The 23,464-nt window shown below is 60.5% G+C and carries 17 protein-coding genes, 1 tRNA gene and 1 pseudogene; 17 read left to right on the top strand and 2 right to left on the bottom strand.

Features of this window, described 5'->3' with window-relative positions; all coding sequences use genetic code 11:
* The first annotated feature begins 98 nt into the window (after nt 1-98).
* The 7 genes from ICL81_RS05465 to ICL81_RS05435 all read left to right on the top strand — a co-directional run bounded on the left by ICL81_RS05465 (nt 99) and on the right by ICL81_RS05435 (nt 7,708).
* On the top strand, nt 99-416 hold the full coding sequence (locus ICL81_RS05465) for a hypothetical protein (protein ID WP_188033930.1): 318 nt from the start codon (nt 99-101) through the stop codon (nt 414-416).
* Between the two features lie 152 nt (nt 417-568).
* On the top strand, nt 569-1,369 hold the full coding sequence (locus tag ICL81_RS05460; protein ID WP_188033929.1) for a YidC/Oxa1 family membrane protein insertase: 801 nt from the start codon (nt 569-571) through the stop codon (nt 1,367-1,369).
* Between the two features lie 141 nt (nt 1,370-1,510).
* Nucleotides 1,511-1,595 (top strand) — tRNA-Leu (locus ICL81_RS05455).
* Between the two features lie 119 nt (nt 1,596-1,714).
* Nucleotides 1,715-3,028: a M20/M25/M40 family metallo-hydrolase gene (locus ICL81_RS05450; protein WP_188033928.1), complete on the top strand. Its 1,314-nt coding sequence runs from the start codon at nt 1,715-1,717 to the stop codon at nt 3,026-3,028.
* 93 nt (nt 3,029-3,121) lie between these two features.
* Nucleotides 3,122-4,003, top strand: coding sequence for an undecaprenyl-diphosphate phosphatase (locus ICL81_RS05445; RefSeq protein ID WP_188033927.1), 882 nt, complete (start codon nt 3,122-3,124; stop codon nt 4,001-4,003).
* Nucleotides 4,003-5,250 (top strand): cysteine--1-D-myo-inosityl 2-amino-2-deoxy-alpha-D-glucopyranoside ligase, encoded by a 1,248-nt coding sequence (mshC, locus tag ICL81_RS05440; RefSeq protein ID WP_188033926.1) that lies wholly within the window; start codon nt 4,003-4,005, stop codon nt 5,248-5,250. The genes ICL81_RS05445 and mshC overlap by 1 nt, the downstream gene beginning before the upstream one ends.
* Before the next feature lie 121 nt (nt 5,251-5,371).
* Entirely contained in the window at nt 5,372-7,708 is a 2,337-nt protein-coding gene (locus tag ICL81_RS05435) for a hypothetical protein (RefSeq protein ID WP_188033925.1), read from the top strand.
* A gap of 86 nt (nt 7,709-7,794) precedes the next feature.
* On the opposite strand, the gene ICL81_RS05430 is transcribed toward ICL81_RS05435, so the two are convergent.
* On the bottom strand, nt 7,795-8,904 hold the full coding sequence (locus ICL81_RS05430) for a PAC2 family protein (protein WP_353055427.1): 1,110 nt from the start codon (nt 8,902-8,904) through the stop codon (nt 7,795-7,797).
* 110 nt (nt 8,905-9,014) lie between these two features.
* On the opposite strand from ICL81_RS05430, the pseudogene ICL81_RS11960 reads away from it, so the two are divergent.
* From ICL81_RS11960 to lnt, 7 genes and pseudogenes are all read left to right on the top strand, one after another.
* Nucleotides 9,015-9,590 (top strand): annotated as a pseudogene (locus ICL81_RS11960) (HAD family hydrolase); the annotation flags it as partial.
* 177 nt (nt 9,591-9,767) lie between these two features.
* The gene (locus tag ICL81_RS11955; protein ID WP_251381857.1) at nt 9,768-10,835 is read left to right on the top strand and encodes a tRNA (adenine-N1)-methyltransferase; all 1,068 of its coding nucleotides are present in this window, start codon (nt 9,768-9,770) and stop codon (nt 10,833-10,835) included.
* Nucleotides 10,836-10,945: 110 nt separating this feature from the next.
* Nucleotides 10,946-11,848: a peptidylprolyl isomerase gene (locus ICL81_RS05420; RefSeq protein WP_188033923.1), complete on the top strand. Its 903-nt coding sequence runs from the start codon at nt 10,946-10,948 to the stop codon at nt 11,846-11,848.
* Nucleotides 11,849-11,853: 5 nt separating this feature from the next.
* Nucleotides 11,854-13,953, top strand: coding sequence for a YafY family protein (locus tag ICL81_RS05415; protein WP_188033922.1), 2,100 nt, complete (start codon nt 11,854-11,856; stop codon nt 13,951-13,953).
* Between the two features lie 10 nt (nt 13,954-13,963).
* Entirely contained in the window at nt 13,964-14,797 is an 834-nt protein-coding gene (tatC, locus tag ICL81_RS05410; RefSeq protein WP_215394753.1) for a twin-arginine translocase subunit TatC, read from the top strand.
* A gap of 2 nt (nt 14,798-14,799) precedes the next feature.
* A complete protein-coding gene (locus ICL81_RS05405; protein ID WP_188033921.1) occupies nt 14,800-17,088 on the top strand; it encodes an RNA helicase in 2,289 nt (762 codons plus the stop codon).
* Nucleotides 17,088-18,728, top strand: a complete 1,641-nt coding sequence (lnt, locus tag ICL81_RS05400; RefSeq protein WP_188033920.1) for an apolipoprotein N-acyltransferase — start codon at nt 17,088-17,090, stop codon at nt 18,726-18,728. The genes ICL81_RS05405 and lnt overlap by 1 nt, the downstream gene beginning before the upstream one ends.
* 6 nt (nt 18,729-18,734) lie before the next feature.
* On the opposite strand, the gene ICL81_RS05395 is transcribed toward lnt, so the two are convergent.
* A complete protein-coding gene (locus ICL81_RS05395; protein WP_188033919.1) occupies nt 18,735-19,100 on the bottom strand; it encodes an RNA polymerase-binding protein RbpA in 366 nt (121 codons plus the stop codon).
* Nucleotides 19,101-19,255: 155 nt separating this feature from the next.
* Between ICL81_RS05395 and ICL81_RS05390 the strand changes: the two genes are divergently transcribed.
* From ICL81_RS05390 to ICL81_RS05380, 3 genes are all read left to right on the top strand, one after another.
* Nucleotides 19,256-20,038 (top strand): SDR family oxidoreductase, encoded by a 783-nt coding sequence (locus tag ICL81_RS05390; protein WP_188033918.1) that lies wholly within the window; start codon nt 19,256-19,258, stop codon nt 20,036-20,038.
* 370 nt (nt 20,039-20,408) lie between these two features.
* Nucleotides 20,409-21,794, top strand: coding sequence for an amino acid permease (locus ICL81_RS05385; protein WP_188034141.1), 1,386 nt, complete (start codon nt 20,409-20,411; stop codon nt 21,792-21,794).
* Nucleotides 21,795-21,871: 77 nt separating this feature from the next.
* Nucleotides 21,872-23,443, top strand: a complete 1,572-nt coding sequence (locus tag ICL81_RS05380; RefSeq protein WP_188033917.1) for a methyltransferase — start codon at nt 21,872-21,874, stop codon at nt 23,441-23,443.
* The last annotated feature ends 21 nt before the right edge of the window (nt 23,444-23,464 follow it).

The following is a 23,464-nucleotide window of genomic DNA, read 5'->3' as shown; positions in this document are numbered from 1 at the left end:
TCTGACCGCTGGAATGGGGCAGGAATGTCTCTCCCGCAACTTTGCAGGTACCCGTACTCAGCTTCATTAGTTACCCTTACGGTACCGATCGAGGTTGGGTGAGTAACTTGATGACAGCGTCACTGTGGATTGCCGTGCAGTTTGTCATGCTTGCCCTCGTTCTCAGTTTTGGCGCCGCGACACCAGAGTCGCCGAGCCAGGCGATTCTCGTTGTTCTGCTGAGCGCACTGGTGATCGCCGGCGTCTCGAAGCGGGCTCGCCGCGGGATATTGCGCGTGTGCGGCTGGCTGCTGCATGATCCGCCCTCCGTGCCTTCCGTCTTTGGCGCTGCGACGCGCCTATTCTCTGGCGTTCCTGGAGTTTCGGGCACCGTTGTGGTCCGAGCCCCTGCTGTGGCTGCATACGCTTTCGCCTGAGCCCGCTGCTACCGTGCCCACTGGGCGTAGCTAGGGGAGTACTGTCACCGCGACGAATGGTGCAGTGGCATATCCTCTATCGTTCGTTGTGCCCGCGCTCAGACGAGGCGTTTTGGAGACCAAAACACTTCGCTTGAGAAACGAGAACACTGTTGAACCTGTATGACTTTCTACCAATCCGTCTATTGATTGAGGGCGCGTATTGGATCGTTACCCACCTGAGTGATCTACTGGAGCCTCTCGCCGGCGCCGAAAGTGCCGCCATTGCCATCGTGTTGTTGACGCTCGCGGTACGTGCTGCATTGATTCCGGTGGGTCGCTCGCAGGTGAAGGCAACCGTCATGCGGCAGCGCCTTGCGCCGGAACTTGCGGAGCTGCAGCGGCGATACAAGAAAAACCCAGAGCAATTGCAGCGAAAGACAATGGAACTGTATAAGCGCGAGAAGGCCTCGCCTATGGCCGGGTGCTTGCCAATGCTGCTGCAGATGCCAGTGTTGATGGCGGTTTACGGGTTATTTATGCGACCTGAGATTCACGGCGAAGCGAATCAGCTCCTGAGTCACACCTTTCTGGGTGTGCCGCTCGACTCGCGACTCTCTGTAATGCTTGGCGGCACGTCTCTCGAGTTTGGTTCGCTGGCGGTATTTGTGTCGATCATGGCGCTGATTGGCGGCGTGACGTGGCTATCGCGTCGATATGTTCAACAGCCTGCGGCGCAGCGTGCTGCGCAGGCGCAACCGGCGCGACCCGCACCGGTTGATGGCCTTCCGCAGATGCCTGATCTCTCGGGGTTGACGAAGATGCTCGGGTTTATGCCGTTCTTGACGGTACTGTTTGCCGCTTTCGTTCCTCTGGCCGCTGCACTCTATTTGCTGACCACAACAACGTGGACGTTCTGTGAACGATTGATTCTTAGTAAGACGATTGGTGCGACGGTTTCTGCTTCAAGTTAGGAGGGCTGATCCCTGTCCCTGCCTCGGAATTGCGTGTTCGCTTGGCGTGGCGAAACGCCGAAAAGCGCATTCGATTAGGTGCATGATTCCGATCCCGTGTAAGTTATTACTTGTTCAGCCGATGACGGCGTGAAACGGTTCGCGCGGGTGGCGGAATGGCAGACGCGCTAGCTTGAGGTGCTAGTGTCCGTATTAGGACGTGGGGGTTCAAGTCCCCCTCCGCGCACGAACAGAAAGAAGCGGTGAGATCGTAAGATCTCACCGCTTCTTTGTTTTTCCAGAGACTAATGTCATAGGTCTTCACGTTTCCTTGAATTGTCGGTGGTTACGACTACGGTGGATGACATGAGCAACGACCAGCCCGAACAGCACCTGTCCGAGACCGCGCGCATCGCCCGCGACCTCATTCGTTTTGACACGACCAACCGTGGTGGTGGCGACGCAGAGCCAGAGCGCCCAGCGGCTGACTACGTAGTTTCTTATCTGCGTGAGCTCGGGCTGGAGCCGCAGGTCTTCGAGTCCGCTCCGGGTCGTGCGAGCGTTGTCGCTCGCATTGCCGGTGCTGACCCCTCGCTGCCCGCGATGGTGCTGCACGGGCATCTTGACGTTGTGCCCGCAGACCCTGAGAACTGGAGTGTAGATCCGTTCGAGGGGGTCATTAAAGACGGCATGCTGTGGGGCCGTGGCGCGGTCGATATGAAAGACATGGATGCGATGATGCTGACCGCGATCGCAGAGATTTTGCGCGCAGGTGAAAAGCCGCGACGTGAAATCATCCTTGCATTCTTCGCTGATGAGGAGAACGGCGGCCTGTATGGCTCGCACTACCTCGTGGAGAATCACCCTGAACTGTTTGCTGGCGCTACGACCGCGGTGAGTGAAGTCGGTGGCTATTCAGTAGACGTCGAAGGCACGCGCGCCTACCTGATCCAGACAGGCGAGAAGTCACTCGACTGGATTCGTCTGCGTGCACGAGGAACGGCTGCGCACGGCTCGCGGTACTGGAAGGACAATGCGCTCACCACCCTTGCTGAGGCGATTGCTGCGCTTGGTCGTCACGAGTGGCCGATCGCGCTGTGTGATACCACGCGTGATCTCATCACTGAGCTTTCCCGCATCGTGGGTGCAGATCCCGCAGAGGTGAACCCTGACGAGTTGGTCCTGCGACTCGGTAAGGGGGGTGGCTTTATTCAGGCAAGTCTCCGCAATACGGCAAACCCAACGGTGCTCGACGCTGGCTACAAGCACAATGTGATTCCTGACACGGCTGATGCACTCGTCGACGTTCGCTCAATCCCGGGGGAGCAGGAGGCCGTCATGCGTAAGATCCAGGAGATCGTTGGCGATCACGTCGAGGTCGAAGCACTGCACTCCGACATCGGCCTTGAGGTTCCCTTCTCGGGTGAGCTCGTTGAGGCGATGACCGCGAGCCTCTCGCGCCACGATCCTGAGGCAAAGGTGCTCCCGTACTTGTTAGCCGCTGGCACAGATAACAAGGCGCTGTCGCGTCTCGGCATCACCGGGTACGGTTTTGTCCCGCTGCGTCTGCCTGCAGACCTTGATTTCCCCGGCATGTTCCATGGCGTAGACGAGCGTGTGCCGCTCGATGCGCTCGACTTTGGTCACCGCGTATTGGTCGACTTGCTGCGTACGTACTAAGAATTACGGGCAACCCTCGGCTATTCTTGACGGCGGCCCTCCGCGTGAGTGAACTTGCGCGGAGCACAGAGCCGCTGGCCACGAAAGGAAACGATGAGTTTCGTAGACGCAATCCTGCTCGGCATTCTGCAAGGGCTCACTGAGTTCTTGCCGGTCTCTTCCAGTGCGCATCTGCGCATTGCAAGCGAGCTGCTCGGAATCGGTGATGCAGGTGCAGCGTTCACCGCGATCACGCAGATCGGCACCGAGGCTGCGGTCATTGTGTTCTTCTGGCGCGACATCGTGCGAATCATTGGCAACTGGTGGAAGTCGTTGACGGGCAAACTCCCGCGCAAGAACCCCGACGCGCTGATGGGTTGGTGGATCATTCTGGGTTCGCTGCCGATCGTACTGCTCGGCCTCGTCTTTGAAAGCGCGATCGATACGACGCTCCGATCGCTGTGGTTCACCGCGACGATGCTCATCGTGTTTGGTCTGCTGCTTGGCTTTGCAGACCGTTACAGCCCTAAGGTGCTTCCGCTCGAGAAAATGACTTGGCAACACGGCCTGGCGTACGGCTGTGCGCAGGCACTCGCGCTCATCCCCGGCGTATCGCGTTCGGGAGGCACGATTACCGCTGGTCTCTTGATGGGATACAAGCGTGAGGCTGCTGCGCGTTACTCGTTCCTGCTTGCGATCCCTGCAGTTCTTGGCTCGGGCTTCTATAAGCTCCTGAAGGAAGTCAAGGAACCGACCGCTGGAGTGCCTATGTCACTGACCCTCGTCGCAACAGTGATTGCGTTTGTGATCGCAATCTTCGTCATCAAGTTCTTCATGGGTTACATTTCGAAAAAGAGCTTCATGCCGTTCGTGATCTACCGGATCGCACTTGGCATCATTGTCTTCATCCTCCTCGGCACCGGTGTTCTCGATGCTGATGGTGGAGCAGCAGCGAGTGCGGCTGCAGCTGCGCTCGCAACGAATGGAGTTGGTTAATGCGCACTTGGACCCAGCCTGAGATCCCCGATCTTCCCGGCGAGGGCGTCACCCCAAAGCTGTTCAACACAGCGACCGGGCGGCTCGAGTATCCGGCGATCGAGGATGGCAAGGCTTCATTGTATGTGTGCGGTATCACGCCCTATGACGCGACGCACCTCGGCCACGCCTTCACCTACCTCACGTTCGACATCATGCAGCGGGCCTGGCGCGACGCTGGCATCGAAACTGTTTACGCGCAAAACATCACTGATGTTGATGATCCGCTTTTGGAGCGTGCGAACGCAACCGGTGTTGATTGGCGTGAACTTGCCGATGACCAGATCGGGCTTTTCCGTTCTGACATGTACCGCATGGGGATGATTCCGCCTGCGCACTACGTCGCAGTGACCGAGCAGATTGATGAGATTGCGGCGGCCGTGGCCGAGCTTATGGCTCGCGGGTTTGCGTACACCGTCCCAACGGCTGATTCGCTTGGCGGCGATGACATCTACTTCGACGTGCAGGGAGCTCAAGAGCGCTCGCAGTGGCGGCTTGGCGACGTGGCTCCGTACGACCGTGAAACCATGGCAAAGTTTAGTGCGGACCGCGGGGGAGACCCCGACCGCTACGCGAAGCGCGATGCGCTTGACCCGCTGCTGTGGCGCTCGGCACGTGACGGTGAGCCCAGCTGGGACACCGTTGTCGGCGCTGGCCGTCCTGGCTGGCATATTGAATGCTCGGTTATTGCAACAAGAGCGCTTGGGGGCACCTTCACTGTGCAGGGGGGCGGCGAAGATCTTGTCTTCCCGCACCACGAGTTCACCGCGGCGCACGCAACTGCAGTGACGGACACCCCGCTTGCGCACCTCTACAGTCACGCTGGCCTCGTCGCATATCGCGGCCACAAGATGTCGAAGTCGCGCGGAAATCTCGTGTTTGTTTCGAAGCTCCTTGACGCTGGCGCTGACCCTAGCGCGATCCGCCTTGGATTGCTTGCTCACCACTACCGCTCGGAGTGGGAATGGGAAGATGCTGATCTTGAACAGGCAGATCGCCGCTTGCATGCGTGGCGTGACGGTCTTGAGCGCGAATGTGCCGAGCCGTTGTCGTCGGCCACCGTCGTTCAGCAGCTCCGCACGGCGCTTGCAAATGACCTTGACACCCCCGTGATGCTCGCCACGCTCGATGCCGCGCTCGACCGAGGCGTTGATGATTCTGGATTGCTCGCTGACGCGGTACTCGCGCTGCTGGGAGTCACACTGTAAGGCAACAGTTGTGCCTTAACTCTTGTGCAGCACCAAGTTAGCGCATAGGTTACACGTAGACCCAACTCGGGTTTGTGATAGTAACCTGTGCGCTTTTTGGTTGTATACAAGGGAGTATCTAGTGTCTGAGTCGAATTTCAGCGGTGCATCATTTACGAAAAAACGAACTGTCGCGACCTCTGTGGCTGCCGCAGCAGTCGTAGCGAGTATGGCGGTCGCTCCCGCCCTCTCTTCTGCGACGACATTGGCGCCTGATTCGGCGACCGCGCGTCACAACGCCGATACGAACGCAACATATCAGGCGGCCAAGTTGCGTCTTGAACAGGCCAAGCAGGCCCTCGCAAGTGCCGAGCGTACGCTTCAAGTAGCAATCACTGAGCACGGCGAAGCTTCTGCGGCGACGGAGACTGCGCGCGTGGCCTTTGCCGCTGCGGAGGTAGCGCACGAGGCTGCAGTTGAAAGCTTTGACGCAATTGCGGCCGTGAGCGAACTTGACTTTGCTACCGCTATTCACGAAAAAGCTGCGGCGGAACAGGAGGCTGCGAGCAGCGCTTTGCGCAACCTCCAAGAGCAGATTGATCTCAAGGAAGCGGCAGTCGACGACGCACGTGTCGCCGTAGAGGGGCTTGAGAGCGCCACCTCAACCGCGCACGAGGCTGCTGATGCCGCCGCCACAGAAGCCGCAGTAGTCGATATTGACGCGCTAGAAGCTGAAATCGAGGCTGCTACTTCAGGTCTCGCAGGAGGTAGGAGTGCGGCGGCTGCAGCACAGACCTCTCACGATGAGCTCGTTGCTGCGATCATCTCGAATCAGACAGAAATTGCCGAGCTTCAGACTCACGCGCCGCGCGATGTTGAGGATATCGCTCGAGAACTCGATGCGCACACCCAAGAGCTGAACAATCTGATCAACGTTGCACCGGGCCTTGCTGCCGCGATGATTCAGGAGGCAGAACGGCAGGTGCTCGTTGCCCAGACAGCTCTCGTAACTGCCGAGACTGAGCTCGAGACGGCCAACGAAGAAGTTGTTGCGGCTCAGAACGCTCTTGACGCAAAACTCGCAGACCCTGATGATCTGGGGTTCCTTGCCGCGTTCGAGGAACTCGAGAATGCGGCAGCAGGGGCCACCGCGATCGCGCAGAATGCCCGTGATGCCCTTGGGGCAGCGAGCCATGCAAAGAATGCCGCGCAGGAAGCACTTGACGGGCTTGCCCCGGAGGCCACACTAGAGGAACGTGCGGCTGCTGAACTCGCACTTGCGGCCGCTGTTGCCGCTGAGGAAGCTGCTGCGGGGGCATTGGACCGAGCGGATGAGGCTGCGACTGCAGCGCAGGAAGCAGTCAACAACGCTCAGGAAGGCGTCGATGCAATCCTTCTGCAGCGGGCACACCTCAGTGACAACGTGGATGCTGCACACGGTGCTCTCGGCGTAGCAGAAGACGCACTGGCCGCTAGTACAACAGCCGTCGAGTTGGCGCACGCTGGCCGTGACGAAGCTGTTGCCTACGAAGCAGGCCTTCCGGCCATGGTTGCAGATGCTGAGGAGAGCATTGCGCTCCTCAGTGAAGAGCTGGTCCTCGCACGTGCATACGGAGAGACGCTTGCTGCACTCACACAGACGGCGGTTGAGCTCTCGGAGTCACTTGTTGAGGCAGAAAATGCACTCGCCGCTTGGCCCGAGATGCTTCAACGCTTTGAAGAACGGCTCGCTGCTGCAGTGCTGGCACGAGACGCTGGCGCTGCAACGATCGCGGCTGCGTCTGCCGCAGCGGAAGTGGTAGATAGTCTGGAAAATGAGCTTGCGGAAGCGCGCGTGATGCTCGCACAGCTCGTACAAGAGCTTGAGGCCCTCAACGCACAACTCCCTGACGTCCTGGCGCGTGCTGAGGAAGCCGAGGCGGCACTGGAAGCAATTGAGGCTGAGCTCGATTGGCTCAATAGCCAGGCCGGTGAACTTGTGCCCGGGCCGGCGTTCCGCAGTAATGCAACACTCCTGGCTGAGGCCCCATCGTCATCCCGAGACCGCGCGCTCGCTGAAGCTGGTGGCGTCGTTGATGTCTCGCAGGCACAGCTGAATGCTGCGCGGGCTGCGCACGAGGACTCGCAGGTAGCGCTGGCGCGCAGTGGAGCTGCGCTAAGTGACGCACAACTCGCAGCAGAGGCTGCAGCGGCTGAATTGGCAGCCGCGCAAGCGAGCTACCAGGCACTCGGTGGAGACAACGGTCCGATAGCTGGCGAGGTTGTCGATACTGATACGGGCAATGGCGGAAAGGGCGGGACCGACGCCAATACCGGCGCAACAAACACCGGCATCGCGACAGGCGCGTCAGCAAAGCATGCCGCTGGCCTAGCGGACACTGGTACCGACATGAGTGCGTTGTATCTGAGCGCGGTAACACTGATGGCGCTTGGCGGCGGTGCGACGGTACTCGGCGCGCGTCGAAAGCAGCAGGGCTAAGCCACGAAACGTGGTACACAGCGAAGCGCCCACTCGCGGAATTCGTTCCGGTGAGTGGGCGCTTCGTCTGTGCTGTGTCAAAAGGTCTACTTCTGAGACGCTTGGCCTTCCTCGGGAGGCTCGACGTCCGAGGCATCTTCTGCGTGCTCATCTGCGCGATCATCCGCGACGCTCCTCGCGTTCGAATCAGAATCGGCGTCCGTCTGAGTGTGCGGGCTAACGCCAGAGCTATCGGACTTCAAGAGGTGTTGATCCGCGCCCAAAAAACGCTCGAACTCAAGGGCGAGCGCATCACCCGCTCCGTCAGCGGCGTGCAGCTCATCGCGGGCCTCCTCGAGGCGGGTGATATACCGCGACATCTCCTCATCGACGTTCGCAATGTTGTTGATGTTGTTCTCCCAGTCGGTGGCCTGATCGAGCAGATCACCGCGAGGGACGAAGATATCGAGAATCTCTTCGAGCTTGTCGAGCAACGCAAGCGTTGCCTTGGGGGAAGGCGCGCTGTGCACGTAGTGTGGCACCTGCGCCCAGAGCGCGACGGTCGGAACATCGCGTGCATTGAGCGCGAGATCGACCGCCGTCAAGACACCAGCTGGCCCTTCGTACGTGGCCTTTTCTGCTTCGAGTGCTTCGCGCAGCGCCGAATCTTCGGAGCTGAGGGTCGTGACAATCGGACGTGTGTGAGGTGCATCAGCGAACAGGGCGCCAAGAAACACGACGACGTCGATGTCCCAAACGTCGACAAGATCGACGATTTCCTCCGAAAAGGCAGACCAGTCACGGGTGGGCTCCACGCCAGACAGCACGAACAGATCAGTCACTGCCGTTCCGTCGAGCCGGGTCACGCGATCCGCAGCGACGGCTTCGACAGCCCCCGCAGGCACCGGTAGGCCCTCCAGCTCGGCAAGCTCGGCAATTCCGGCGAGCTGCTCAATCTCGGGACGGCGCACCGGACCCCAAAGCGTGGTGTCTGGCCAGCTGATGATGCGCTTACCGTCTTCATCACGACTCACGCGCGGCCGATTCAATTGCAAGTCACAGTACTGTTCGCCGGAGATCGTGTGAATGACCTCATTTCCGAGCATTTCGGTGAGGTGAGCAACGGCCTCGGTTGTCGCATCGCCGGCATTGCTCCACCCTTGGAACGCGGCAATCAGAATGCGCGCGTCTTCTCCGGATGCGGAGCGAATACTCACGAAGAATCTCCTCTACAGGGTTTCAGCGCGGTACAGAATTGTCGACCCGAGGGCCTCGGCGCGCTTGCAGACCACCAGAGTACCGGAGATTGGCCGGTAGACTCGGGTGAATGAACGCCCATCTCTCTGTGCTGAACAGCCAGAACCACGTGCTGCCCGTGGCGACTCTGTGGGACATGGACGGCACGATCATTGATTCTGAGCCGTTGTGGCTTCGAGTTGAGCTTGCAATGCTTGCTCGGTATGGCATCGAAATGCCTGCTGACTTGCCCGAACAATTGGTCGGCACCGGCCTCCGGGATGCCGCACGACGTTTCCAGGAACTCGGTGTACCGCTCTCGGTCGACACCATCGTCGACGAGTGGGCTGACGGTGTCGTTGCGGGCATGCAGACGGAACCAGCGGTGTGGCGCCCCGGCGCTCGCGAGCTTCTCGCTGAGCTGGGTGGCCTCGGGATTCCCGCAGCGCTGGTCACAATGTCAGTTCGGCCGATCGCAGATGCCGTCATCGACTTGCTGCCTGCTGGCACATTTGCTGCCGTGGTGGCTGGCGACGAGGTCACGCATGAAAAGCCGCACCCCGAGCCGTATTTGCTCGGCGCGCAGGCGCTCGGTGTCACGATCGAGGATTGCGTCGCCTTCGAAGATTCGCGCACGGGCGTTCGCTCGGCAGCTGCCTCCGGTGCCGTGACGATCGGCCTGCCAAACATGGTGTCGCTCGTAGACGCGCCCGCCCACGAAGTCTGGGATTCCGGACTCGCGGTCAGAAACGCAGACGACGTCAGCAAGACTTTTACCCTGTACCGATCCGCCCACTCGGCGGGTCAGGACTCACATCTCACATCCACGATCGAGGAGACAGACATGACCGATCAGCCCAGCGCGACTGACGCGGCAGCAGAAAACGTGGGAACTCCCGCACTGCGCGGCCCGTTTGTGTACGGCGACCGCGTCCAGCTCACCGGCCCCAAGGGGCGCATGAACACGTTCACCCTTGAGGTGGATGGCGAGTTCCAGAGCCACCGTGGCACGCTGCCGCACGCCAAGATTGTCGGTCAGCCCGACGCATCAGTGGTGACGAACTCGTCGGGCGAGGAGTACCTGCTGCTCCGCCCGCTGCTGTCAGACTTCGTGATGTCGATGCCCCGCGGCGCAGCCATTGTGTACCCGAAGGATGCGGCGCAGATTCTCTCGCTCGCAGATATCTTCCCTGGTGCGAACGTCATCGAGGCTGGCGTCGGTTCTGGTGCGCTCTCGCTGCACCTGCTCCGCGGTATCGGCTCGACCGGCACCCTGCGTTCGTTTGAGCGTCGCGACGAGTTTGCTGAAATCGCTCGCGCGAACGTACGTGCCTTCACTGGCGAGGACCCTGCAAACTGGTCAGTGACGGTCGGCGACCTCCAGGACGAGCTCCCCAACGCGGTTGAGCCCGGCTCAATTGACCGCGTTGTGCTCGACATGCTCGCTCCCTGGGAGTGCGTCGACATCGCGGCTGATGCGCTCGCTCCTGGCGGCGTAATCATTTGCTACGTTGCAACCGTCACCCAGCTGTCGCGCACCGTTGAAGAGATGCGCCGCTCGGGCATGTACACCCACCCGCAGGCATCGGAGACGATGGTGCGCGGCTGGCACGTTGAGGGCCTTGCAGTCCGCCCCGACCACCGCATGGTTGCGCACACCGGCTTCCTCGTCACTGCTCGTCGCCTCGCGCCGAACACGACGGTTCCCGATCTCAAGCGCCGTGCGTCGAAGAGTGACTTCACAGATGCCGACCTTGCGAACTGGCTGCCTGACATGGGAGACGCCACCTCAGAGGAGACCTGGACCCCAGAAGCCGTTGGCGAGCGCGTGAAGAGCGACAAGATTCTTCGCAAGAAGGCTCGCGAAGCGCAGAAGGTCGCTGACCAGCGAGCAGATCGCGCAGAAGGTTAATTCTCAGTACACACAGGGCGGCGAGCTTGCAGGAATCGCCGCCCTGTGTGGCACTAGGATGACAATCATCCCGATCGTTTATCCGATCTGTCCCCTCGAGAGGTTTCTCCATGCTTCGTCGCATTGTCCCGGCCACTGCTGCGGCCGCCCTTCTGGTCGCTGGTCTGACTGGCTGCACCTCGGCTAACTCAGCTGAGGCAAACTGCAAGCCGATGTTGACTTCGGGTTCCTCGAGTGACTCGGTATCGGTGCAGGGCGGCATCGGGGATCCGATCGCCGTGAGCCTTGCCTACCCGCAGCAGGACCTGCTGACGCAGCGCACGATCTTGAACAAGGCTGCTGACCGTAGTCGCGTGATCACTGAGGGTGACATTGCCACCGTGAACATGGTCGTCATTGATGGCGGATCGGGCCAAACGATCTACGACAGTAAAGCGCAGTCGGGCGGAAGCTCGCAGCAGCTTGTTTCGGTAACCGAAGCGCAGGCGTCGCCCTTCTCTGAAGGTATTCGCTGCGCAGCGCCCGGTGATCGCGTGGTGGTGACCTTGAGTTCGCAGACCGCGACCCAGTACGGCATGACCATGGGTACGCCCGCAATCGCTGTCATCGATGTCATTGATGCGTTTGGTCCGAAGTCGGAGGGCCGCACGAAGGGCCTGCCGAACGGTTTCCCCGCAGTTGTCACGAACGAAGCTGGTCAGCCCGGTATCGTGCTTCCCCCAACGAAGGCACCTACCGGCACCAAGTCAGCCGTTCGCATCGTTGGAGACGGGCCCGTCGTGAAAGACACCGACATCGTGCAGGTGAACGCTATGGGCGTGAACTGGGCCGATCAGTCGGTATTCGTGAACACCTGGGACAGCGGTATGACGGCACCCCTTGGCGCAGACTCGGGCGAAGACCCGCTCCGTGCTGCACTCACTGGTAAGAAGATCGGATCACAGGTTGTCGTCATCACTGATGCTGGCGGCCAGGCACAGATCTTCGTCATGGACATCGTCGCGGCAGGTTAATCTGCATGGCGGAAGTCGAGTGGGATGACCTCGACGACTGGGACGCGCTGTTCGGGCCTCTGAAAAGGAATCGGCCCGAACAGCGTCTCTTCAATCTCGTCCTTGCGTTGTTGTCAAGTGAACGAGGTCTCACAAAACAGGAAATCTTCGAGATCGTCGAAGGGTACGACGCGCAGCCTGCCGCGGGGGAGACCCGCAAGCAGCGACTCGCGGCACTTGAGCGACAATTTGAACGCGATAAGACGAAGCTGCGGGACATTGGAGTCCCGCTCGAAGTGATCGAGTCACCTGTGGAGCCTGGCAATAACCAGATGCTCCGCTACCGCGTTTCCAAGCGAGAACTTCAGGTACCAGAGGGTCTGACGTTTAGCGACCGCGAGCTTATGCTCCTGCGCCTCGCAGCACTGTCGTGGCGTCGCGGAAGCCTTGATACGGTAAGCCGCCGCGCGACGCTGAAAGTTGAGGCATTGCGTGCGCCCGATGCTGCGCTGCACGGTCATATCGTTCCGCGCTTCGGCCTAGCTGAGCCTGCGGCGCCGGCTCTGCTAGCCGCAATTGACACGGGGGAGAGCGTGCGGTTTGGATATCAACTGCATGGTCGATCCGCGCCCCTTATGAGGAACGTCGCTCCGCTCGCAATTCACCGATTTGAAGGTCGCTGGCACTTGCTCGGTTATGACCTAGATCGCGACCAGCCGCGAGTGTTTCTGCTTTCGCGGATTACCTCAGCGGTCAAGCAGACGCGTCAGACGTATGACCGAGATCTTCGTGCGCTAGTGCCCGACCAGATTTCGGCACTGGTGTCGCTCCAGGAGCGACAGCCGGTGCGTGTCGCCGCCCGCGTTGGCTCATTTGCGGCTGGCCAGCTGCGTCAGAGAGGCGAGCCACAGCTCACCGCTGATGGTAGCTATGCGGTCGTTGAGTTTGGCACGATTGATTACTCCGAACTCGCGACCGAACTTGCCGCCTACGGCGCTGACATTGCCGTACTCGAACCGGCATCACTACGCGACAATGTACGCAATGCGTTGCTCGCGGTCGCTGCCGCCCACGCGGGAGAGGCTCCAATACCTGCCGCGGCTCCTTCACGGCAGCATCGCTCGGCAGTGGCGAGGCGCGCGCCTCTTGCGATGGAGGATGCGGTGCTGCTGTTGCTCGCGCTGGTGCCATTTCTGCGGGAGAGTGGTCCGGTGTCACTGGCCGAACTCGGAGAACGATTTGAGGTGGATGAGTCGCGTCTGTTCGATCTCATTCGCTTCCTTGGTACAGCCGGCATTCCGGGGGAGTTACTGTCTTATCAGCACGATGATCTCTTTGACATCGACTGGGATGCGCTCAAGGACGGCATTGTCAGCCTCTCTCACACGGTTGCGATTGATGATGCGCCCCGCTTGAGTGGTGTTGAGCTTTCATCGCTGTTGCTCGGCCTTGAAGCGCTGGCGCCGGCGCTTTCTGATGCTGATGCCGGACTTGCTGCCGGGCTACGGGCGCGCCTTGGAGGGCTGGTTGATGCCGCAGGTAACGCGGCAATTTCTGCTGCTGGTGCGCCAGCAGATCCGCGCATCGCCACGATTGCCCAGGCGATCGAACATCGCAAGGCCGTTGGATTCAAGTACGTCAGCCGCAATGGCGTTGAGAGCGAACGCGTTGTCGACCCATATCTCTTGGTCGAGCTTGATGACGCGTGGTATCTCCGTGGGTGGTGCCGCGAGCGCGTTGGCGAGCGAATGTTCCTCGTCGCAGGCATGACAGACGTGAGCAGTGCTGGTCCGGCAGATGACACGCACGTAATGAGTGACCACCGGGGCGAGGACAACGCAGACAACCTCGTCGCACGCCTTCCAGCGCGGTTGCTCTCACGCATTGACGGCTTTTCACCGACGGTCGTTGAGCAGCTTTCTGGAGATCGCGTGCGTGTGCAATTGGCGAGTTGGCATGCTGACACAGCCGCGCGGCTCGCGCAACGTGCGCCAGGCGAACTTGAGGTTGAGCAGCCGACGGTTGCGCGATCAGCCGTGCGTGAGTGGGCAGAACATGCCGCACGCTGGCATTCTTCTTTCACCGCTGCGACCGCGTCGCAGTTCGGGTTGAGCGAGCTGGGATAAGCTGAGAATCATGGCAAAAAAGGCGAAGGATCCGCAGCGCAAGACTGGGCGGATGAGTCTGGGCTCGCACCTTGTGGAGTTCCGCAACCGACTGGTGATCTCGGCGATCGCCATTGCGGTTGGTCTAATTGCTGGTTGGGTACTTTCAGACTGGGTCTGGGAAATGCTGCGCAAGCCCATTAATGACCTGTCCATCGACGGACGTACGGCGCTTATCCAATACACCGACGTGACCAGCGGATTCGACACCAAGGTGCAAATCTCGCTGTTCATCGCTGTGATCATTGCCTCGCCGATTTGGTTGTACCAGATCTGGGCTTTTCTCGCCCCTGGTCTGACGAAGCGGGAGAAACTCTACGGGGTTGGTTTTCTCGGTGCAGCGGTTCCGCTTTTCCTCGGAGGTATTTACGCAGGCTGGATGGTGCTGCCAAACATTGTCCGCCTCATGTCAACCTTCCAACCAACTGAGGATGCGTTCTTTATTAACGCGCGCACCTACCTCGACTTTACGGTGAAGCTATTGCTTGCGGTTGGCGTTGGCTTCGTGATGCCAGTGTTGCTCGTTCTGCTGAACTTCATCGGTGTTCTGCGTGGCAAAACCATTTTGAAGAGCTGGCGCATCGCGATCATGATTATCGTGTTGTTTGCGGCAATCACTACCCCTGCAGCTGACCTGATGAGCATGTTCTTGCTCGCCGTACCCATCACCGTGTTGTTTTTCCTCGCGACGGGCGTTGCTATCTTGCATGACCGCCGCGTTGACAAGCGACGCGCAAAAGAATTTGCAGACTACGATCGCGATGACATTCCAGATATTGCGGATGTCACAGAGGAGCCCAAGTAGCTATGACTGAGGCCGGTTCAGAGATGACAACGCATCCCGCCCTTGACCACTTTGAATCGCGCCTTCAATACCCGCTCGATGCGTTCCAACGGGAGGCATGTGCGCGGCTTGAAGACGGAAAGAGCGTACTCGTCGCTGCGCCGACAGGGTCTGGCAAAACGACGGTTGCAGAATTTGCCGTGTACCTCGCGCGCCGCGAACGTGATGAGCGCATCTTCTATACCGCCCCCATCAAGGCGCTTTCGAACCAGAAGTTTCATGAGCTCTGCGAAGCCTACGGTGAGGACGAAGTCGGCCTCTTGACAGGCGATGTCAACCTGCGTGGTGATGCACCAATCGTCGTGATGACGACCGAGGTGCTGCGCAACATGATCTATGCAGAATCATCGGCGCTCGACAGCCTGGGATTCGTCGTGCTCGACGAAGTGCACTTTTTGGGTGACCGCTTCCGTGGAGCAGTCTGGGAAGAAATCATTCTCCACTTGCCGCCAGAGACGCGTCTCGTGTCGCTGTCTGCGACCGTGTCAAACGCGGAAGAGTTCGGTGACTGGATGCACGCGGTTCGCGGCGACACTGACGTGATTCTGTCAGAGCATCGACCGGTGCCGCTGTATCAGCACGTGCTCACCTCTCGTGAACTCTTGCCGTTGTTCGTCACGAAAGATGGCGAGACAACGACCGGCGGTCGCGTGAATCCTGATCTTCGACAGTTGGCGGGAAGTCCGCGCCCGAGTGGGGGAGGTCGAAACGCTCGCGATCGCCGCGAACGCGCACGTGGCCGCGCCCCTGAGCGGCGCTCGCGTCGTATCTCGCGCGCTGATATTGCGCGGTCGCTCGACGAAGCTAAGCTGCTGCCAGCTATCGTCTTTATTTTCAGCCGAAATGGCTGCGACCAGGCCGTCAAGCAGTGTCTCTTCGAAGGTATGAATCTCACGTCTCGCGAGGAGCGTGCTGAGATTCGAAAAGTGGCGGATCGCGTTGTACGCGACCTCTCCGCCGAAGATCGCCGGGTGCTTGGAGTGCGCGACTGGATCGCAGGCCTCGAGCGCGGCATTGCGGCTCACCACGCCGGTCTGCTTCCCGCGTTTAAGTCTGCGGTAGAGGAGCTCTTCCAACGTCGTCTTGTGAAGATCGTCTTTGCCACTGAAACGCTCGCCCTCGGTATCAACATGCCAGCTCGCGCAGTCGTTATCGAACGCTTGGATAAGTTCAACGGTGAGCAGCGCGTGCCGCTCACCTCAGGCGAGTTCACGCAGCTGACAGGTCGTGCTGGACGCCGCGGTATCGATGTTGAAGGTCACGCCGTCGTTGTCTGGCAGGACGGACTGAACGTAGAAGAACTTTCGCAGCTCGCAGGCGCTCGTTCGTTCCCAGTGAAGTCAAGCTTCCGGCCGACACCGAACATGGCTGTGAACCTGCTTGAGCGCCTGACGGTGGAACAGGCGCAAGACACGCTTGAGCTATCGTTCGCCCAATTCCAAGCAGACCGCGCGGTTGTTGACCAGGCCCGTGATCTCCAAACTGAGCAGCGTTCACTTGCCGGCTATGAGCAAGCGGCAGAAAAGGCTCAGGGGTCAGACAAGAAGCGTTGGGAAGACCGGGCTCGCAAGCTCCGGCGCAAGATTGAGCGTGGACGTCGCCAGGTCACCAATAAGACGGGCACGATTGCTCGCACGTTTGGCCGTGTGGTCGATGAGCTTCTTGAACTCGACTATCTTGAGAAGACTCGGATCAATGACCAGACAGAAATCGTGGTCACGGGGTGGGGCGAGATGCTCCGTCGAATCTATGGTGATCGTGACCTGCTCGTCGCACAGTGCATTCGATCGGGACTGTTTGATCCGCTTGATGCGACTGGACTTGCTGCGATGTGCTGCACGCTGAGTTACGAGCCGCGGCGAGATGACGAGGAGTCACCACGCTTGCCTGGAGGTGCGTTCTCTGCCGTCTACGATCGGATCCTCGATGAGTGGGTGTATCTCGACGATCTTGCAGAGCGTTACCGGCTGCCACAGACGACCATGCCGCACGCTGGCCTCGCCGCAGCCATGTATGACTGGGCAGCAGGTTCGACGTTCGAGAACGTGCTTGCACAGAGCGGTATTGGGGCAGGTGATTTTGTGCGCTGGTCGAAGCAGACCATCGACCTACTCGATCAGGTCGCGCAGGCCTGTGCGCACGCGGCCCAGTTCGAGGGAGCGCCAGAATCATTGGCGGAGCTCACGAATCGCGCACGTGATGCCAAGCGTCTCGTCAAGCGTGGCATCGTCGAAGCCTCGAGCTCGAGCTGATGGCCTGGCTCCACACCGCGGGTCAGCCTGCCCGTCTTGCGTGGTACGTTGCCGTGCCTGCCGCAGCGGCAGGTGGTGCGCTGTTTGACCTTGCGAGTCCCGGGGTCGGGGCCTGGCCACTCATGCTGCCTGGAATTGCACTCATGCTTGCAGCGTGGTGGCAGCAGCGCATTGGAGTGGCGCTCCTCGCCGGGCTTGCGGCGGGTGCCTCGTATTGGCTCTTGCATATTTCCTGGTTGACGCTGTACCTCGGCCCGCTGCCTTGGATAGGCCTCGCGGGCGTCATGACGGTGTGGATGGTATTGCTTGGCGGCATCACGGCCGTCACAACACGAGGCTTGGCGCAACTTGCGTCGAGCCGCCCGCATCTTGCGCGTTGGCTCGTCCCCGCGCAGGCACTTTCTGCGGCGGGACTCTGGGTCCTCCGCGAGCAGGGGCAGACCACGCTGCCATACGGTGGATTCGCGTGGGGGCGCGCGGGCTTCCCGCTCGCAGAATCACCCTGGAACGCTCTCGTTTCTTGGACCGGATTTGCCGGTTTCAGTGGACTGGTCGTGCTCGCTATTGCGTGCGTGGTCGCGTTTGTCTGGCCTCGCACGAGCGGGCCGCGGATGACCCCACGTCGCCGAGTCGTCGGTCTGGGGGTGACAGCGGCTGTTGTCGCGGCTGCCGCGTTCGTGCCGCCGTTTACATTGCCAACGACCAGCACTCTGCGCGTCGCGGCTGTGCAAGGAAACGCGAAAGCAGCGATCTTTGATGATCGTGAGGCTGGTGCGGTGTTCCGTGACCACATCACTGGCACCGAGGAATTGCTCGACGAGCTCGAAGTCGCAGGGGAACGCGTCGACCTCATCGTGTGGCCTGAGAACTCTGCTGAGTTCGATCTGCCGGGGAAGCCGTTCCGCACCATGGAGATCGCTCGTTTGTCGGCTCGCGCCGATGCGCCGATCGTTGTTGGTACGATTCTGCAGGATTTCACGCCAGAGACACCGGAGGGCACATACTCGAACAGCGTTGTGGTGGTTGACCGATTCGGTGTTACTGACCAGCGTTACGACAAGCGCTTCCCTGTGCCGTTTGCAGAGTACATGCCGAACCGAGATTTCTTCCACATGCTCGCCCCAGATCTCGTGGATCTCGTACAACTGGAGTACACGCCGGGGGAGCGATCCTCAGTGCTCGCAGCAGAGACCGCGCGTGGCCCCGTGCGCATGGGCACCGCGATTTGCTTCGACATGGTGATCGATGACCAGGCACGCGCAATGAGCGCGGACGGCGCTGAGATTCTCCTCGGACCGACGAACAACGCAGACTTCGGCCGTACCGACCAAAGTGCACAACAGCTCGCGATTGCGCGATTGCGCGCAATTGAGAGTGGTCGATCGCTGGTGAACATTTCGACTGTGGGGACGAGCGCGATCGTCCTCCCCAACGGCAGGTCTGCTGATGCGCTGACGCCGTTCACACGCGACGCGATGGTAGCTGACGTGCCGCTCGTCGAAGGAAAGACAGCAGGCATCGTGCTGGGGCCGTGGTTCGCAGCCCTCTGGATGCTCCTCGGGACGCTCGGATGTGCGGCCGGCGCAGTCGGTCTCTGGCAGGGGCGCGGATCGCGCAAGCGCAACGACCCCGCAGCCTAGGAGGCGTTACTTCTTTTTGTGGCCACCGCGGCGAGCGCGCAGGATCTTGAGGCGTTCCTCAAGAACTTCCTCAAGCTCTTCGCGGCTTCGGCGCTCGATCAACATGTCCCAGGGTGTACGCTGCGTTGACTCTTTGCCTTCGAACTCAGCGCGCGCAGCCTTGCCTGCCTCGTCGTCGAGGAAGCCGAGCTCGCCACTGCGAAGGTCGGTCCACTCAGCCGGCGGTTCAGCGTCGGCGTCAAAGACCACCTTGAAACGGGTGCCTTTGTCGGTCAGGTATTCAACGGTCTTGCGGGGAGCCAGCTCAACGCCTTGCTCATTCTGCATGCTCGTAGCGCCAATGCGGGCTCCGCGAAGTGTACGATCGGCCATCTTGGACCTCCATGTCGAGGGCGACACCTCCTGGCTTCTTCATCATCGCCCACCTATGTGCAGGCTATCGGGGATCGCGTCGTGGCGGTAGGGGGAATGTTTCTTCCAGTACGCTGGGTGGGTACGTATGCAGAGTCCTCAAAGGAGCATCGCAGATGACTGAAACCGCTCAGCCCACCGTCCTCGAGTCGGGCAGCCTTGCTGGCCGCCGCGCACTGGTCACGGGATCCTCCCGCGGCGTTGGTGCCGACACTGTCCGCTACTTTGCAGAAGCCGGCGCAGACGTGGTCGTCAACTTCCGCAACAAGGCACCCCGTGCGGAGAAGCTAGCTTCACAGCTGCAAGATCTCGGTGTTCGCGCCCTTGTCCAGGGCGCTGACCTTACCGACCCTGAGTCGGTCCAGGCGATGATGGCGAATGTGAAGGAGGAGTTCGGCGGTCTCGATATCCTCGTGCTCAACGCCTCGGGCGGCATGGAGAGTGGCATGGCTGAGGACTACGCCCTGCAGCTTAACCGCGATGCGCAGCTCAGCGTGCTCGACGCAGCGCTTCCGCTGCTCGGTGAAGGCTCGCGCGTGGTGTTCGTGACGAGCCACCAGGCGCACTTCATTCGGACGACCCCAACGATGCCCGAGTACGTTCCGGTTGCAGAGTCGAAGCGTGCCGGCGAAGACGCACTCCGTGCGCGTATTCCCGAGCTTGAAGCTCGCGGCATTGGCTTCGTCGTGGTCTCGGGCGACATGATTGAGGGCACTGTTACCGCAACGCTCCTCAACCGTCTGAACCCCGGCGCGATTGAAGAACGTCGTGAGCAGGCAGGCAAGCTGTACAACGTCGCAGAGTTCGCTGCTGAGGTTGCGAAGGCTGCGGTTGAGGCGGTCCCCGCAGACAACACCCGTCTCGTTGGTGACACCTCAAGCTTCAACGGCGAAGGCTAAGCGCTTTCTCGCACAATAACAGTGGTCGCTCCCGTGTGGGGGGCGGCCACTGTTTTGTGTCACGAGACGTATGCCGTATGGCTGTCAAATCCTCATGCGGCGGGTTTGCCCAGTGTGAGCTGGCAGCACTGTGCAGAGGCGCCAGTCGCTTGCTTTGAGTGATCCGCGAAACTAATTGAGACGGTTCTCACCAGGACCTGGCAGTGTTGCCATCTGGCTTGTTCAGCAGCGTGGCAGCAAGCAAAGAGTCTCGATTTTTCAAGGGCGAAACATGCAGAGTGAATCTCGCTACGACAAGCCGGTATCCCCGGCCACATCAGCAGGCCAAGTTGTTTCTGGTCAGCAAAAGCTTCGGTCACGGCATGTGACCATGATCACGCTCGGTGGCATCATCGGCGCCGCACTGTTCGTTGGCTCAGGCAACGTCATTCGTAGCGTCGGTCCCGCAGCGATCATCTCCTACCTCATCGGTGGCCTGTTGGTCTTCCTTGCGATGCGCATGCTCGGTGAGATGGCTGCTTCGCGCCCAGCGACGGGTTCCTTCATGGAATACGCGCGTGTTGGGCTCGGCGGCTGGGCGGCTTACCTCGTTGGCTGGTTGTACTGGTACTTCTGGGTCGGTGTGCTCGCATATGAGGCGGTGCTCAGCGGTGAGACGCTGCATACGTGGTTCCCGGTGTTGCCATCGTGGGCCTGGGGTATTGGTATGCTCGTGCTCTTTATCGGCGTCAACATGGTGTCGGTGCGCGCATTCGGCGAGGTGGAATTCTGGCTTGCGAGCATTAAGGTCATCGCGATCGTTGTCTTCCTCGGCGCAGGCTTGCTCTTTGTGTTTGGCCTGTGGCCCGAGTCACACTTCTCAGTTCCCAACCTGTGGGAACACGGTGGCTTTGCGCCGAACGGTGTGGGTATTGCCCTCACGGGCGTTTCGCTTGTGATCTTTTCGTATTTCGGCACCGAGATTGCAGTCATGGCTGCCGCTGAATCGGAGGATCCCGGAAAGGGAATTCGGCAGGCAACAGGTACCGTCATTTGGCGCATCCTGCTCTTCTTCGTTGGTGGCGTGTTGATCGTCACCATGGTCATCCCCTGGAACGAGCTGCCTGCCCCGACGAGTGTCGCAAACGCACCGTTCACCCTGGTCTTCGAGCGCTTCGGCTTGCCATTCGCGACTGAAATCATGCAGCTCATCATCTTCACCGCGGTGATCTCGGTGTTGAACTCCGGCCTCTATTCCGCATCACGCATGTTTGCTGCGCTCGCTGAGCAGGGGTACGCGCCCAAAATCGTTGCTCGTAAGAGTCGTCGTGGCGTCCCGGTGTTCGCCCTCATCGCATCGACGTTCGGTGGCATCATTGCGACCCTGGTGAACTTCTTCGCACCTGACTCCGGCGTGTTCGACTTCATCATGAACTCTGCGGGTCTCGTCGCACTCTTTGTCTACGTGCTGATCGCACTCACCCAGATGCGCATGCGTCAGCAGATGACTCCCGATGAAGTGGGCAAGTTGAAGATCAAGGTCTGGCTACACCCGTGGCTCAACATCTTCCTCATTGCTGCGATCGTTGGGATCGTGATCGTCATGCTCACCTCCGAAAGCGGTCGCACGCAGGTCTTTACGAGTCTCGCCGCAACACTGGTACTGGTCATCTTCTGGCCGCTCGTGAACAAGAACCTCAAAAAGCGTCGTATTGCGGGTCCGAATTTTGACACGGTGATCTCGACGCAGGTCAACAGCTCGGTAACGAAGCGCTAGTCACAGCGCATCCCGAACGCCCCGGCACCGTGTCGGGGCGTTCGGCATTCGTGCAACGCACACCGTAAGCTTGCACGGTGAAGATCGACCTTATTGACCAGCTGCGCCACGACCTTGACCACGCAGACTACTGGGCAGAAGCCGTGATGGCTGAGCTTGGCGTGATTGCCGACGCCGCGCGTCTGCGCGGCGTGTTCGCGCCTGGGCTGCGGGTGCTCTCGGAACGGGCGCAGGGCGCGGATCAGCAAACGCCGCTGAGTATCCTCATTCAGATCTTCCTCCTGGGTCAGGAGGTGGCCGCCGAGGACCTCAACCATGCGCTCCCGAGCCTGACGGCCACTGGCGCGGTTGAGCTCGGCCTCGTTACCTGCATCGCCGATCGTGCGAGCGACGCAGATGATCGGTTCCGGGCAGCGCTTTCGTTGAATCCCGTGCAGGTCGAGGACTCGCGGAGCGACGATCCGCTGGATTGGCGCATTATTTCTGACCTTGATGATCAGCTGCGCCGCGGCCCAGCCCGCACCGATCATGTCATGGGAATCGGCGGTGCGACCCGTTCACTCATCTCGCAGGCGCCAGGCCGTGATGTCGCAAGCTCACTCGATCTGGGCACCGGTTGTGGCATTGTGGCATTGCACCTCGCGCTCCGCGGCCCCGTTGTCGCCACAGACATTTCTGAGCGCGCGCTCATGATTGCGCGCGCGAACGCACGCCTCAATGACGTGTCAAACATTGAATTCCGACAGGGTAATCTGTTTGCTCCGGTCGAGGGAGAGTCCTTCGAACTCGTACTGTCGAACCCGCCCTTTGTGATCACGCCACGTGACGATTCTGCCCCGGTGTATGAGTACCGAGACGGTGGGATGACCGGAGACGCGCTCGCTGAACGGGTGGTACGCGAGGGGCCAGCGCTGCTCGCAGCTGGCGGCACGCTCATCTGCCTGGCGAACTGGGAATCTCCGTGGGGACAGAATGGACTCGGCCGTGTGCAGGCATGGATCGAGGCCGCAAGCGACGCGCACGGTGCGCTTGCCGCATGGGTCATCGAGCGAGATCGCGTCGAACCCGCGCAGTATGCGGAGACCTGGGCCCGCGACGGTGGTGCCCGCCCCGGCTCTGAAGAATTTGAGCGCCTCATGAATGGTTGGCTCAACGACTTTGCTGCGCGCCGCATCGCTGGGGTGGGGCTTGGATCGATCCGCATCCGTCGGGAAGTCACGCCGGAAGTCGATCCGCTCGTGCACATCGAGCAGGTTGCCGGCGCGTACGGTGGGCCCCGTACGGGTGACCTGCTCGCATCAGCGTTTGCGAACGGCGTCATTGCCGCGCGAATGAGCGACGCAGACGTGCTGGCGACGCACTGGCTACGGTCACGCGACGTCGTTGAGGAACGCGAACACACTCCGGGCGAAGAGTCGCCGCGCGCGCTTGCTCTCACGATTGACCGCCCGCTCGCGCGGCGCGTCGGAGCGGACCCCCTCATTGCCGCCGCGGTAGGCGCGTGCGATGGTGACCTTGACCTCGGCCAGATTGCAGACGCGCTTGCGACGATCCTTGAGGTCGACGGCGGCGCGGCTGCTGAGGCGCTCGTATCAGCGGTGCGTGAGCTCGCATGGCTCGGAATGCTCGCGCCGTCGACGGGAGTGTGACCGGCCGCCAGGTAGACTGGA

The sequence above is a fragment of the Leucobacter sp. cx-328 genome (assembly GCF_014530035.1).
Classification (GTDB): Bacteria; Actinomycetota; Actinomycetes; order Actinomycetales; family Microbacteriaceae; genus Leucobacter.
The sequence above is the reverse complement of the archived record's forward strand: the minus strand, read 5'-3'. Positions and strand labels throughout refer to the sequence as shown.